Genomic DNA, 14,578 nt, shown 5'->3' on the forward strand with positions numbered 1-14,578 from the left:
CGTGGTTTCCCAGCCGGGCTTTGTGTTTCCCAAACCAAATGACAGGTCCTGTCGTTTAGTTGCGTTCGAGGTCGATATCGATACCCAGCGAACGGATTTCCTTGACCAGCACGTTGAACGATTCCGGCATGCCGGCGTCGATCACGTGGTCGCCCTTGACGAGGTTCTCGTACACTTTGGTACGGCCATTCACGTCATCGGACTTGACGGTCAACATCTCTTGCAAGACATACGACGCGCCATACGCTTCCAGTGCCCAGACTTCCATCTCACCGAAACGCTGACCACCGAACTGGGCTTTACCGCCCAGTGGCTGTTGCGTCACCAGCGAGTAAGGACCGGTCGAACGCGCATGCATCTTGTCATCCACCAAGTGATGCAGTTTCAGCATGTGCATGACGCCGACAGTGACCTTGCGTTCGAACGCTTCACCGGTGCGACCGTCATACATGGTCACCTGGTTTTTCGAAGCGGTCATGCCCAGGTTCTTGGCGATGTCGTCCGGATACGCCAGGTCCAGCATGCGGCGGATCTCTTCTTCATTGGCGCCGTCGAACACTGGCGTGGCGAATGGAACACCTTTTTTCAGGTTTTCCGCCAGCTTCATGATCTCTTCGTCGTCGAAGTTATCCAGATCTTCCGCGCGGCCGTTGTCGTTGTAGATCGTCGTCAGGTACTTGCGCACTTGCTCGACCTTGGTTTGCGCCTTCAGCATTTCGCCGATGCGGATACCCAGACCCTTGGCAGCCCAGCCCAAGTGAGTCTCGAGAATCTGACCAACGTTCATCCGCGAAGGAACGCCCAGCGGGTTCAGCACAACGTCGGCTGGCGTGCCGTCGGCCATGTATGGCATGTCTTCCACAGGAACAATACGGGAAACCACACCCTTGTTACCGTGGCGACCTGCCATCTTGTCGCCCGACTGCAGGCGGCGTTTCACGGCCAGGTACACCTTGACCATTTTTTGCACGCCTGGTTGCAGCTCATCGCCTTGCGTCAGTTTCTTGCGCTTCTCTTCGAAGGCCAGATCGAACTGGTGACGCTTCTCGTTGATCGATTCCTTGATCGCTTCCAGCGCTACCGCTGCATCGTCGTCCGCAGGGCGGATGTCGAACCAGTGGTATTTGTCCAGATCGGCCAGGTAATCCTTGGTGATCTTGGCGCCTTTGGCCAGCTTTTTAGGGCCGCCGTTGACAACTTTGCCGATCAGCATTTTTTCCAGACGCTGGAAGGCATCGCCTTCCACGATACGCATCTGGTCGTTCAGATCCAGACGGAAGCGTTTCAGTTCGTCATCGATAATTTGCTGGGCGCGTTTGTCGCGCACGATGCCTTCACGGGTGAAGACTTGCACGTCGATCACGGTACCGATCATGCCCGAAGGCACGCGCAGCGACGTATCTTTCACGTCCGAAGCTTTTTCGCCGAAAATCGCGCGCAGCAGCTTCTCTTCCGGGGTCAGCTGGGTTTCGCCTTTTGGCGTCACTTTACCGACCAGGGTGTCGCCGGCCTGGACTTCAGCGCCGATGTAGACGATACCGGACTCATCCAGACGTGCCAGCTGATTTTCAGCCAGGTTCGAGATGTCGCGCGTAATTTCTTCCGCGCCCAGTTTCGTATCACGGGCAACCACCGACAACTCTTCGATGTGAATCGAGGTGTAGCGGTCGTCCTTGACGACGTTTTCCGAGATCAGGATCGAATCTTCGAAGTTCAGACCATTCCATGGCATGAAAGCCACGGTCATGTTCTGGCCCAGCGCCAATTCACCCAGGTCGGTCGATGCGCCGTCGGCGATCACGTCGCGCTTGGCAACACGGTCGCCCACTTGCACGATAGGACGCTGGTTGATGTTGGTGTTCTGGTTCGAACGGGTGTACTTGATCAGGTTGTAGATGTCGACGCCCACTTCACCAGCGGTAGCTTCGTCATCGTTAACGCGAATCACGACACGGCCCGCATCGATGTAATCGACGATACCGCCACGCAAGGCTTGCACGGTGGTGCCCGAGTCGACCGCAACGGTGCGTTCGATACCGGTACCGACCAGCGCTTTTTCAGGACGCAAGCAAGGCACAGCCTGGCGTTGCATGTTGGCGCCCATCAATGCACGGTTTGCATCATCGTGTTCGAGGAACGGAATCAGCGAGGCAGCGACGGAAACGATCTGGCCTGGCGCCACGTCCATGTACTGGATGCGCTCCGGGGAGACCAGGATGGTTTCGCCAGCTTCACGGGCCGAGACCAGTTCATCGGACAGCATGCCGGCGTCATTGATGGTCGCATTCGCCTGAGCGATGATGTAGCGGCCTTCTTCGATGGCGGACAGGTAGTCGATCTGATCGGTAATCTTGGAGCCTTCGACCTTGCGGTACGGGGTTTCCAGGAAGCCGTATTCATTCAGGCGGGCATACAGAGCCAGCGAGTTGATCAGACCAATGTTCGGACCTTCCGGTGTCTCGATCGGGCAGACGCGGCCGTAGTGGGTCGGATGCACGTCGCGCACTTCAAAGCCAGCGCGTTCGCGTGTCAGACCGCCGGGTCCCAGAGCCGATACGCGGCGCTTGTGGGTAATTTCCGACAGAGGATTGGTTTGGTCCATAAACTGCGACAGCTGGGACGAACCGAAGAACTCGCGAATCGCGGCCGAAATCGGCTTCGAGTTGATCAGGTCGTGCGGCATCAGGTTGTCCGCTTCGGCTTGGCCGAGGCGTTCCTTGACGGCGCGCTCAACACGCACCAGGCCGGCGCGGAATTGATTCTCGGCCAGTTCGCCCACGCAACGTACGCGACGGTTACCCAGGTGATCGATATCGTCGACTTCGCCGCGGCCATTGCGCAGTTCCACCAGGATCTTGATCACGGCCAGCACGTCTTCGTTCGACAGGGTCATGGCGCCGGTCAGTTCATCGCGGCCAATGCGGCGGTTGAACTTCATGCGGCCCACGGCCGACAGGTCGTAGCGGTCCGAGTTGTAGAACAGGCCATTGAACAGCGCTTCAACGGAATCTTCCGTTGGCGGTTCGCCTGGACGCATCATGCGGTAGATCGCCACTTTCGCAGCCATCTGGTCGGCGGTGTCGTCGATGCGCAGGGTTTGCGAGATGTAGGCGCCCTGATCCAGGTCGTTGGTGTACAAGGTCTGGATTTCGGAAATGTTGGCATCGCGCAAACGGCCCAACAGGTCTTCGGTCAGCTCATCGTTCGCGCTTGCGACGACTTCGCCGGTGTCGCCATCGACGATGTTCTTCGCCAATACGCGGCCCAGCAGGTAGTCTTCCGGTACGGAAATGTGCTTGATGCCGGCAGCTTCGATATCACGCACGTGTTTCGCGTTGATACGCTTGTCTTTCAGCACCAGGGTCTTGCCCGACTTGTCGACGATGTCGAAACGCGCCACTTCGCCGCGCAGACGCTCGGAGACGAATTCCATTTCCGCGCCTTCGGAGCGCAGGTTGAAATTGTCGAAGACGAAGAAGTTCGCCAGGATTTGCTCGTGCGACATGCCGATGGCTTTGAGCAAGATCGTGACTGGCATCTTGCGGCGGCGGTCGACGCGGAAGAACAGGATGTCTTTCGGGTCGAACTCGAAGTCCAGCCACGAACCGCGGTAAGGAATGATACGCGCGGAGAACAGCAGTTTACCGGACGAGTGGGTCTTGCCGCGGTCGTGCTCGAAGAACACGCCAGGCGAACGGTGCAGCTGGGAAACGATAACCCGCTCCGTGCCGTTGATCACAAACGAACCGGTAGTCGTCATGAGCGGCAATTCGCCCATGTAGACTTCCTGTTCCTTCATCTCTTTGACGACGGGCTTGGTTGGCGATTCCTTGTCCAGGATCACCAGGCGCACTTTCGCGCGCAGCGGCGACGCGAACGTCAGGCCACGTTGTTGACATTCTTTGACGTCAAAGGCAGGATCGCCCAGAACGTACGACAAGAATTCGAGACGCGCAAAACCATTGTGCGACACGATAGGGAAAATCGAAGTGAAAGCCGACTGCAGGCCATCATTCTTGCGGCCAGACGGTGCTATGTCCTCTTGCAAGAAGCTATGATAAGACTCGAGCTGGGTCGCCAGCAGGAACGGAACGTGGTGAACGTTGGCGCGCTTCGCGAATGATTTGCGAATGCGTTTCTTCTCAGTAAATGAGTAGTGCATGGACACTCCGTGAGTGACAGAAAGGATAGAAAATTCAGGTTTTGCAAGTGTTCGTTTGCACCGCTGCGTGTGACACAGACGAAACCTCAAGGCTCTGCTTTCCGGCTTGAATCGAATAAAAACTGCTGCTACAACTACATGACAAATACGATGCAGACGACAAAGGAGCCAAAGTCGGATTTCCCCCCTTGCGAGGGGAAACCTCAGACTTTGACTCGGGCGCTAACTGCCGCCGGTACAGATATTACTTGATCGAAGCGGTTGCGCCGGCTTCTACCAGTTTCTTCTGTGCTGCTTCAGCGTCAGCTTTCGACACTGCTTCTTTCACAGTTTTTGGTGCGCCATCGACCAGGTCTTTAGCTTCTTTCAAGCCCAGGCCGGTGATTTCGCGAACTGCTTTAATGACGCCAACTTTGTTTGCGCCGAAGCTGTCCAGGATGACGTTGAATTCGGTTTGCTCTTCAGCAGCTGCTGCTGGGCCTGCTGCAGGACCGGCCGAAGCCATTGCTGCTGCGGACACGCCGAATTTTTCTTCGAATGCTTTAACCAGGTCGTTCAGGTCCATTACGGACATGGCGCTAACTGCTTCCAGGATATCGTCTTTGCTAATTGCCATTTTGAAACTCCTAAATTTATTACGTTAGTTACATCAGATTGGTACTGAGAGAAAAAAGCGCGCGCAATTAAGCGGCTGCTGGGGCTTCTTCTGCTGCTGCTTCTGCAGGAGCTTCGGCGCCTTCGCCTTTTTTCGCTGCCAGGGCAGCCAGACCACGTGCAAAGCCCGAAACCGGAGCCAGCATAACGCCCAACAACTGCGAAATGAGGACTTCACGGCTAGGAATGCTCGCCAACGCGGTGACAGCAGCTGTATCCAGCGGCTTGCCTGCGTAGTTACCTGCTTTGATGACCAGTTTGTCGTTGGTTTTAGCGAAGTCAGCGATGACTTTAGCTGCTGCAACGGCATCGGCCGAGATCGAGTAGATCAACGGGCCGGTCATGGCATCTGCCAGGCTGGCGAATGCGGTACCTTCAACGGAGCGACGAGCCAGAGTGTTTTTCAACACACGCAGGTACACGCCTTGGGCACGCGCTTTAGCACGCAGTTGCGTCAAGTGACCAACCTGGATGCCACGATATTCGGCCACGACGATCGTTTGCGCATTTGCTACTTGTGCGGAAACTTCGGCGACGACGGCCTTTTTGTCATTCAGATTGAGACTCACGGTCAACCTCCTTAAATGATGTTCGGCAATCACAACCGAGTGGTTGAGCGCCTTGCATCGGTTCGAACACGGCGTCCGAAGTCAAGAAGTACTAAACTGAGCGGATGGATTCACGCAGCATGAGGACTACAAAACTTGTTCGGGTACACCATCTGCGTTGGGCACTTGCCGTTGCCGGCAAGCCTATTAACCTTCTGCATGTGCGATCACAGTCGGCCCAACGGTCTTTGATTGTCTGCCGGCCTGGTGCGAACACCGGGCCGACAGCCCAAAGATGCGCCCACAGCGCCCGAAGGCGCGTGGGACTTGATTCTGTTACTTAAGCTGCCAGGCTAGCCTGGTCAACACGGACGCCAGCGCCCATGGTCGACGACAGCGAAACTTTGCGCAGGTACACGCCTTTGCTCGATGCTGGCTTGGCTTTGTTCAGTGCGTCGATCAGTGCGACCAGATTCGACTTCAGATCTGCGTCAGCGAACGATTTACGGCCGATGGTAGCGTGGATGATACCGGATTTGTCGGTACGGTACTGAACTTGACCGGCTTTCGCGTTTTTCACGGCGGTAGCGACGTCAGGAGTAACAGTGCCAACTTTCGGGTTAGGCATCATGCCGCGTGGGCCCAGGATCTGACCCAGGGTACCAACGATACGCATGGTATCTGGCGAAGCGATAACGATGTCGAAAGGCATGTCGCCGGCTTTGATCTGCTCAGCCAGGTCTTCCATACCAACGATGTCGGCGCCAGCTGCTTTAGCAGCTTCCGCTTTTTCGCCCGACGCGAATACTGCCACGCGTACGGTTTTGCCGGTACCAGCTGGCAGCACGACGGAGCCGCGCACCACTTGGTCGGATTTCTTAGGATCAACACCCAGTTGTACCGATACGTCGATCGATTCATTGAACTTGGCCGTTGCGCACTCTTTGATCAGAGCGACAGCGTTGTCGAAAGCGTACACTTTGGTACGGTCGACTTTGGCTTTCAAAGCCTTGATACGTTTGGATAACTTAGCCATTATACAACACCTTCCACCGTGATACCAATCGAACGAGCGGAACCAGCGATGGTGCGTACAGCAGCATCCATGTCGGCAGCGGTCAGATCAGGGGTTTTCAATTTAGCGATTTCTTCAGCTTGTGCGCGGGTCAGCGTACCGACTTTGTCGGTATGTGGCTTCGGCGAACCTTTGGTGATCGCAGCAGCTTTTTTGATCAGGTAGGTTGCTGGAGGCGTCTTCATCACGAACGTGAAGGACTTGTCCGCAAACGCGGTGATCACGACTGGAATCGGCATGCCTGGCTCCAGACCTTGGGTCTGTGCATTGAAGGCCTTGCAGAATTCCATGATGTTCAGACCACGTTGACCCAGAGCTGGACCGATTGGTGGGGACGGGTTTGCTTTACCAGCTGGCACTTGCAGCTTGATAAAACCAATGATTTTCTTTGCCATGATGGCTCCTATCTTGGATTGAGTAGTAGCGCCCCGCCGATCCTACCCTGGCGGGGCTCCTCTGACCGGATTTTGCTGAGACTGCCGCAACGCTCCTGGTGGCGCTTGCTAATGCTTAAACTTTTTCGACCTGGCCGAATTCGAGCTCTACCGGAGTAGCGCGGCCGAAAATCGTGACCGAGACGCGTACTTTGGATTTCTCGTAGTTGACTTCTTCGACATTGCCGTTGAAGTCGGTGAACGGACCATCCTTGATGCGTACTTGCTCGCCCACCTCGTACAAGGTTTTTGGACGGGGCTTTTCAACACCCTCTTGCATCTGCTTCATGATGCCGTCGATTTCGCGCGCGGAGATCGGCGTCGGCTTGTTCGACTTGCCACCAATGAAACCGGTAACCTTGCTGGTGTTCTTGACCAAGTGCCAGCTCTCGTCCGTCATTTCCATTTCAACCAGCACATAGCCAGGATAGAAACGACGTTCGGTGACGGACTTCACACCATTCTTGACTTCAACCACTTCTTCGATCGGCACCAGGATCTGGCCGAACTGGTCTTGCATGCCCGCGCGCTCGATGCGCTCGGTCAGTGCGCGCATGACGCTTTTTTCCATGCCGGAATAAGCATGCACGACATACCAGCGCTTGCTGCTTACTGGCACGCTCAGCGCTGCACCAGCATCCGCTACCGGAGCGTCGCCCGGAACGGACTCGTCCGCCGCTTCATCATGCACATTTTCGCTCATTATTTTTTCCAACCCAGAATTACGTCATACAACAAAAACTCGAGCAATTTATCCGTACCCCACAGGAAAATCGCCATGACCAGCACAAAGGCAAACACGATCGCAGTAATCTGCGTGGCTTCTTTGCGGGTAGGCCAAACGACTTTCTTGGTTTCGCGCACAGCTTCTTTGGCGAAATTGAGAAATTCACGGCCGGTCGTCGAGACATACAAGAGCGCAACAGCAATAACCAAACCAGCCACAAGCGCGCTTGCACGCACCAGAGCTGGTTGGCCTGCCAGGTAATAAAACCCGACTACTCCTGCAATCGCAGCCACTATTGCCAGCGCGACTTTTATCTTGTCACTCGACGTGCTAACGGTTTGCACGGATTGATTTGACATTTTTCTACTTTCGGTGCCCTGCACCTTGACGGTGGCAGGGACGGAGGGCATCGAACCCCCAACCTTCGGTTTTGGAGACCGACGCTCTGCCAATTGAGCTACGTCCCTACGTAAAACTTTCGAGGAGTGCTATTCTACCACCCAGGACGCCCCGGGTGGAAGCATAACATTTCCTTATGCGAGGATTTTTGCAACCACGCCGGCGCCGACGGTACGGCCGCCTTCACGGATAGCGAAGCGCAGACCTTCTTCCATCGCGATCGGGTTGATCAGCTTGACGGTGATCGACACGTTATCGCCTGGCATGACCATTTCTTTATCTGCTGGCAACTCGATCGAACCGGTTACGTCCGTCGTACGGAAGTAGAACTGTGGACGATAGTTGTTGAAGAATGGCGTATGACGGCCGCCTTCGTCTTTCGACAGAACATAGATCTCGCCGGTGAAGTGAGCATGCGGCTTGATCGAGCCTGGCTTCGCCAGAACTTGACCACGTTGCACGTCTTCACGCTTGGTGCCGCGCAGCAGCAGACCAACGTTGTCGCCTGCTTGACCTTGGTCCAGCAGTTTGCGGAACATTTCCACGCCGGTGCAAGTCGTTTTGACGGTATCGGTGATACCGACGATTTCAATCTCTTCGCCGACTTTAACAATGCCGCGCTCGATACGACCGGTCACAACGGTACCGCGACCCGAGATCGAGAACACGTCTTCTACTGGCATCAGGAATGCACCATCAACAGCGCGCTCTGGCGTTGGGATGTAAGCATCCAGCGCATCGGCCAGACGCAGCACTGCGTCAACGCCCATTTCGCCTTCTTTGCCTTCCAGCGCCATACGTGCCGAACCTTTGATGATTGGCAGGTCGTCGCCTGGGAATTCGTACTTCGACAACAGCTCGCGCACTTCCATTTCAACCAGTTCCAGCAGCTCTGCATCGTCGACCAGGTCGCACTTGTTCAGGAACACGATGATGTATGGAACGCCAACTTGACGGGCCAGCAGGATGTGTTCGCGGGTCTGTGGCATTGGGCCGTCAGCTGCGGAGCACACCAGGATCGCGCCGTCCATCTGGGCAGCACCGGTAATCATGTTTTTGATGTAATCGGCGTGGCCTGGGCAGTCAACGTGCGCGTAGTGACGCGTTTCCGTTTCGTACTCGACGTGGGCGGTGTTAATCGTAATACCGCGCGCTTTTTCTTCTGGTGCTGCATCGATCTGGTCGTATGCTTTAGCTTCGCCGCCGAATTTCTTCGACAGAACCGTTGCGATTGCAGCGGTCAGCGTGGTTTTACCGTGGTCGACGTGGCCGATGGTGCCGACGTTGACGTGCGGCTTGGTCCGTTCGAATTTACCTTTTGCCATTTTGAACTCCTAATGATTTGATTAGATTGCTCAGGCACACGCCCGACGGTCTGGTTTGAATTGCTTCTGTGCTGCCTGCTGCGAATTCTGGTGCCCTTGACGTGGATCGAACACGTGGCCTCTCCCTTACCAAGGGAGTGCTCTACCACTGAGCTACAAGGGCTGTAATTTGTTGCATGCGATGCATCAAGCATCTGAACGGAAACTGGAGCGGGTGAAGGGAATCGAACCCTCGTCGTAAGCTTGGAAGGCTTCTGCTCTACCATTGAGCTACACCCGCGAGGTATCGTTCACTTTATCTTCACTTACTTTTGCTACTACCCAGTTTTCCTTGCAAAAACTTGGTGGAGGGGGCTGGATTCGAACCAGCGTACTCATAGAGAACAGATTTACAGTCTGTCGCCTTTAACCACTCGGCCACCCCTCCGCGGGAACCGCAGAGTATGAAGCATCTACTCACAACTGTCAACCTTATTTACTGATGCCTGACTGCTGCATTTGCGTATAAAGAAGAAGTTGGCTGCTTCGGGGCGTGATTATAAGCTCCCGATTTGAGAATGTGCAAGGGTTGGCGCGAAAAAGTCGACTTTTTTTCGCATTTTTTTATGCACCCTGCCTGTAAGCCGCATTTTCCCGTCATTCGCCCCGCATTTCTCCCTTTTACCGGGCGTCAGGCGGATGCATCCAGGAGTTGCCCAGAGGCTTATATTTACGCAATAACTGCTGATGCAGGCCCGACAGCACGGGCAATTTGGGGTTGCGCGGGTCCAGACGGCGCACGCCGGCAATAAAAGTCAGTGCCTGCTGCCCCATGCGCTCATCCCAGCCTTCGTGTTCCAGGCATTTCAGTACGGCCACGGCCGCATTGAAGACCACTTGCGGATTGTCGGGCAGGCGCGTGACGGCTTCCCCCATCAGATCGACGGCGCCGCGGAAATCGCCTTCTCCCGCCTTGGCCGCACCAGCCGCCACCATGTCGGCCACTTCCTGGCGGCTTTGCCGCGCCAGCGCCTTGGCCAGCTCTTCGCGCCCAGCCAGCTCGAACACGGCCATGGCGCGCGTCATGGCCGCACTGTCGGGCGCATTGCGCATGACTTCACGCATCACCTCGGCCGCGCCATCCTCGCGTCCATGCGCCAGGCAGTGGCGCGCCAGTTCGGTTTTCAGCATGTTCGAGCCGCCCACGCTGTGGCGGTTGGCGGCCAGGGCCGCGTCCAGCGATTGCTGCAGGCGCTCCTCGTTGCCCGTATGCGCATGCAGCATGGCGCTGCACAGGGCACTGCACAGTTCCGCGTTCTTTTGCCCGCCCATCGACTTGTCGAGGTCGCGGATCACGGCGCCCACCTGCAGTGGATCGCCCTTGCGCACCAGCGTCTGCACCAGGCGCACATGGTCTTCCGGATCGCGGAATTCCGAATACTTGGCCTTGCTGACGACCAACTTGAGGGATTTTTCCGCCATCTCGATATCGTCTGCCGCCAGGGCCGCCTCGCCCAGGCGGCGCAAGCGGCGCACGGCGTGCGGTGACAGGGCCACCGCTTCGCTCAGGGCCGCCTGCGCCAGTTCAGGCTTGCCTTGCGCCAAGTGCGTGCGCGCCAGCCAGTCATACGCGTCGAGAAAGCGCTTGTTGTTTTCCAGCAGCCCTTCCAGGGTGCCCTGCGCCGCTTCGTACTCGCCCAGCAGAAATTGCGTCTTGGCCTGCCCCAGGCGCGCCCAGCCGATGGACTTGGCTTCGTACAGGGCGGCGTAGATCGGCTCGGCGTCGGCCGCCTCGCCCAGCAGCAGGTGCAGTTCCGCGCGCAGGCGCAGAAAATCGGTGGCGTAGCGGGGATACAGGCTGGCGCCCTCGGCGCAGGCGGCAATCGCCGCGCGCTCATTGCCCACGTCGATCAACTCATACACGGGCACGAAGGCATTGCGCTTGTCCAGCGCGCGGCCAATACGCTCGAGCATGTTGTCAGCAGTGAACGGTTTGAGGATGTAATCGGTGGGCAGCAGTTCGACAGCGCTGACCACCTTGGCGAAGCTGCCTTCGCCCGTCACCATGAAAAACATGGTCGACGCGTGCATCAATTTGTGGTGACGCAAGTCTTCCAGCATCTGCTGGCCATCCTGCCCGCCATCGAGATCGTATTCGCACAGGATCAAATCATACGATTTGCTGCCCAGCATGCGGATCGCCTGGCCCGAGCTGGCCGCGTCATCGATCTTCGCCAGGCCGCACAGGTTGAGCATATTGTGCAGGCTGGCACGCATGCCCGGATGCGGCTCGATGATCAGTGCGCTAAGGCCCTTGAGTTCTTTCATGTCGTGATGTCCGAAAACTCCGCGGCGCGCCACACTGGTGCGTGGCGCCAGCCAGCATGAGGCTGCCGAGTATATGACGGCGCCGCGCACAAGGGAATGGCGGCGCACCGAAAAATGCCAACGCAGTTGCTACTCAAGCGACGGCGTGCTCCGGATGCCACAGTTGCGGCTCGTGGTCGATCAGCTCCAGCAGCGTCGTCACCACTTCCGGATCGAACTGGCTGCCGCTGCGCTGTTCGATGTATTCGCGCACTTGCGGATACGGCCACGGTTCCTTGTAGGGCCGCTCGTGCAGCAAGGCATCGAAGACGTCGACCACGGCGACGATGCGCGCGGCCACGGGAATGTCGTGCCCCTTGAGGCCATTCGGATAGCCGGCGCCATCGAAATGCTCGTGGTGGCCGCCGGCGATCTGCGCGCCATATGTCAGGTAGCTGACGCCGTCGACCATGTTGGCGGCCCGCTCGAGGATGGTGCGCCCGACGCTGGCATGCAGCTGCATCTGCGCCCGCTCCTCGTCCGTATGCTTGCCCGGCTTGAGCAGCACGGCATCCGGCGTGGCCACCTTGCCCACGTCGTGCAGGATGCTGGCCAGGCCGATCATGTCGAGCAATTGCGGCGTCAGCTCGTCCGGGTACACGCCGCGCTGCTGCATGCGCCGGGCGATGGCGTCGGACAATTGTTGCACCCGCCGCACGTGGCCGCCCGTGTCGCTGTCGCGGAATTCGGCCAGGTCGGCCAGCGCCACCACGGTCGCTTCCTGCGCCTTGCGCAGCTGGCCGAACATGTACAGGTTGTCAAAGGCGGCGGCGATGCGCTGGCAAAACACTTCCAGCAAGTCGCGCTGGATCTGCGCCAGCGGCCACGGTGGCGTGACGGAGATGGCCAGCTCGCGGTTGCCTTCCGTATGGATGAACAGCACATTGGCCGGATGCTCGAACTGGCTGCGCTTTTCCGCAAACGCCTTGTCGATGGTGGGGGTGAGCGCATGGTCGGCCGGCAGGGCTTCCGACTCGGCCAGCACGGCATACGTGCCCGTGGCGGCGACCACCTCGGGACGCCCGGCGCCGCCCTGCATCAGGCACAGCACGCCGTCGGCGCCCACGTCGAGGATGGCGCTGACCTGGTTGAGCACGCCGGAAGCGAATTCGCGCAAGGAATGGATCTGGTACAGATTAGTGGCACCGGCGAGTATCTTGCCCAGGCCGATGCGGCTGCGCTCAAGCATCATCAGGCTCTCGTAGGCGCGCAGGGCCGAGATGACGGTGGTAAACAGCTTTTGCGTCGTCAGTTCCGTCTTGGCCTTGTAATCGTTGATGTCGTATTCGATGATGACGCGCTGCTCGGGCGCCTGGCCCGGCTGGCCCGTGCGCAGCACGACGCGCACGATGGAGTTGTTCAGGTCGGCGCGGATGCGCTTGGCCAGGATCAGTCCGGCGTCATCCGTTTCCATCACTACGTCGAGCAGCACCAGCGCGATATCGGGCGTGTCGCGCAGGATGTCATACGCTTCGCGGCCGCTGTAGGCGGAGAACAGTTCCAGTTCGCGCCCCTTGAAACTGACATTGCGCAGCGCCAGCCGCGTGACCGCATGCACATCCACATCATCGTCGACGATCAAGACACGCCACAGGCGCTGGTCGGGCGCGGCCAGCCCGGCAGGACTGGCCACCGGCTCATCCTCGTCGAGCAGCCAGTTATCATCTGCATCGGCTTTGAGGTCGGTCATGAATACTCCTAATGGATAAGTTCGATGTGGACGCTGCGTTGACGCATATCAAGCATAATCAGATTAGATGCTGCTTACAACAGGATTCTGCGTACCACCGTCGCCAACGACCGGCGCCGGCGCTGGTGCCGATGCACCGCCGCGCGTGGTGCCGCCACACTTGTCCTGGCCCGGCCCGACGGCCTGGTAGCGCACTTCATACTTGCCTGCGCTGAGCTGTTCCACCAGCAGCTTGTCGTTAGCGAGGATGTACAGGTAGCGCACGTTCGAGCGCCGCTCCGTGTCATACAGTTTGACGAACACGGGCGCGGCATTGCTGCTGTTGTCGATGCTGACGGCCAGCTCCTCGCCCTTGTTACCGATCGGGAATCCATCGACATAGCCGGAATGGTCCGGCCAGGGTTCGCCATTCGGCGCCACCAGCGATGCGGACTCGGCCTTGTCTGCCCCATCGCAGGCGGGCTGGATGGCTTTCAGGCTCAGCTGGGTCACGGCCAGCACGCGGATCTCGGGCGTCTTCGCTTGCGGGAGTTCGGGCGCATACGGCTTGCCCACCGCCCAGCTATCGACTGCCACGGCCTCGCCTTTCGATGGCGCCGGCGCGGCACTGGCCGCTGACGTGGCCGTTTCTGCATGGAGTTTGGCGCCATCGCGGGCCAGCCCGCTCCAGGCCGATGCCAGCGCGGCAGGCATGGGTTGGGAAGTATCGAGCATCAGCAAGGCACCCAGCCAGCCCAGCAGCAGGCAGACAAGCAAACTCAGCCACCAGCGCCAGTTGCGCCAGACGGGCTGCAGGCCGCGCCGCGGCTTGCCCTTCGGCGGCGGCACATCCTGCGCCCAGTTGTGTTCATGCGGCTGGCCATGGCCTTTCGCGCGGCCATCGCGGGTCTTGCCTTCTTCGTGGTGGGTGCTTTCCAGCCATTCGATTTCCCACTCCTCGGCAGCGATCCACTCATCGTGCTCCTTGCGGCGTTGTGGATCGGACAAGGTGCCATAGGCGCTGTTGAGGATCGCCATGATGCGGGCGGCCTTTTCGTCGCCGGGATTCTTGTCCGGGTGGTATTTCTGGCTGAGGGCTTTGTACGCGGCACGTATGACTTCCTGCGGCGCCAGGCGCGCCACTTTCAGGTTGTCATAGTGTGTATGTATCTTTCCCATCGTTCTATCTTGAAATCGGTGCGCGGCGACGGGTTCTTGCAGGATGGAACCGTGCTGTGT

11 protein-coding genes and 4 tRNA genes are annotated in these 14,578 nt (G+C 58.2%); all 15 read right to left on the bottom strand.

Annotated elements, in window-relative coordinates:
- Positions 1-55: 55 nt before the first annotated feature.
- The 15 genes from rpoB to ACQ4WY_RS14765 all read right to left on the bottom strand — a co-directional run bounded on the left by rpoB (position 56) and on the right by ACQ4WY_RS14765 (position 14,518).
- On the bottom strand, positions 56-4,162 hold the full coding sequence (gene rpoB / locus ACQ4WY_RS14695) for a DNA-directed RNA polymerase subunit beta (RefSeq protein WP_353659186.1): 4,107 nt from the start codon (positions 4,160-4,162) through the stop codon (positions 56-58).
- A 244-nt stretch (positions 4,163-4,406) separates the two neighbouring features.
- A complete protein-coding gene (gene rplL, locus ACQ4WY_RS14700; RefSeq protein WP_010394320.1) occupies positions 4,407-4,778 on the bottom strand; it encodes a 50S ribosomal protein L7/L12 in 372 nt (123 codons plus the stop codon).
- Positions 4,779-4,845: 67 nt separating this feature from the next.
- Positions 4,846-5,385: a 50S ribosomal protein L10 gene (gene rplJ / locus ACQ4WY_RS14705; protein ID WP_034753621.1), complete on the bottom strand. Its 540-nt coding sequence runs from the start codon at positions 5,383-5,385 to the stop codon at positions 4,846-4,848.
- 319 nt (positions 5,386-5,704) lie between these two features.
- Positions 5,705-6,400, bottom strand: a complete 696-nt coding sequence (rplA, locus tag ACQ4WY_RS14710) for a 50S ribosomal protein L1 (protein WP_034753134.1) — start codon at positions 6,398-6,400, stop codon at positions 5,705-5,707.
- Positions 6,400-6,834 carry a 50S ribosomal protein L11 gene (rplK, locus tag ACQ4WY_RS14715; RefSeq protein WP_034753131.1) on the bottom strand — a complete coding sequence of 145 codons (435 nt, stop codon included), beginning with the start codon at positions 6,832-6,834 and terminating at the stop codon, positions 6,400-6,402. The genes rplA and rplK overlap by 1 nt, the downstream gene beginning before the upstream one ends.
- Positions 6,835-6,949: 115 nt before the next feature.
- Entirely contained in the window at positions 6,950-7,576 is a 627-nt protein-coding gene (nusG, locus tag ACQ4WY_RS14720) for a transcription termination/antitermination protein NusG (protein WP_307779525.1), read from the bottom strand.
- Entirely contained in the window at positions 7,576-7,959 is a 384-nt protein-coding gene (gene secE, locus ACQ4WY_RS14725; protein WP_010394308.1) for a preprotein translocase subunit SecE, read from the bottom strand. Before secE ends, nusG begins: the two co-directional genes overlap by 1 nt.
- Before the next feature lie 32 nt (positions 7,960-7,991).
- Positions 7,992-8,067: transfer RNA gene (locus ACQ4WY_RS14730), tRNA-Trp, on the bottom strand.
- A gap of 66 nt (positions 8,068-8,133) precedes the next feature.
- Positions 8,134-9,324, bottom strand: coding sequence for an elongation factor Tu (tuf, locus tag ACQ4WY_RS14735; protein WP_034753125.1), 1,191 nt, complete (start codon positions 9,322-9,324; stop codon positions 8,134-8,136).
- Positions 9,325-9,412: 88 nt separating this feature from the next.
- Positions 9,413-9,487 (bottom strand) — tRNA-Thr (locus ACQ4WY_RS14740).
- Positions 9,488-9,530: 43 nt separating this feature from the next.
- A tRNA-Gly gene (locus ACQ4WY_RS14745) sits at positions 9,531-9,604 on the bottom strand.
- A 62-nt stretch (positions 9,605-9,666) separates the two neighbouring features.
- A tRNA-Tyr gene (locus ACQ4WY_RS14750) sits at positions 9,667-9,751 on the bottom strand.
- A gap of 233 nt (positions 9,752-9,984) precedes the next feature.
- On the bottom strand, positions 9,985-11,631 hold the full coding sequence (locus ACQ4WY_RS14755) for a tetratricopeptide repeat-containing response regulator (protein WP_353659187.1): 1,647 nt from the start codon (positions 11,629-11,631) through the stop codon (positions 9,985-9,987).
- Positions 11,632-11,764: 133 nt separating this feature from the next.
- Positions 11,765-13,360 carry a DUF3369 domain-containing protein gene (locus ACQ4WY_RS14760; RefSeq protein ID WP_436504716.1) on the bottom strand — a complete coding sequence of 532 codons (1,596 nt, stop codon included), beginning with the start codon at positions 13,358-13,360 and terminating at the stop codon, positions 11,765-11,767.
- A 63-nt stretch (positions 13,361-13,423) separates the two neighbouring features.
- On the bottom strand, positions 13,424-14,518 hold the full coding sequence (locus ACQ4WY_RS14765) for a J domain-containing protein (protein ID WP_436504717.1): 1,095 nt from the start codon (positions 14,516-14,518) through the stop codon (positions 13,424-13,426).
- Between the last annotated feature and the right edge of the window lie 60 nt (positions 14,519-14,578).

The organism is Janthinobacterium salmonicoloratum, assembly GCF_051380845.1.
Lineage (GTDB): Bacteria > Pseudomonadota > Gammaproteobacteria > Burkholderiales > Burkholderiaceae_D > Janthinobacterium > Janthinobacterium lividum_F.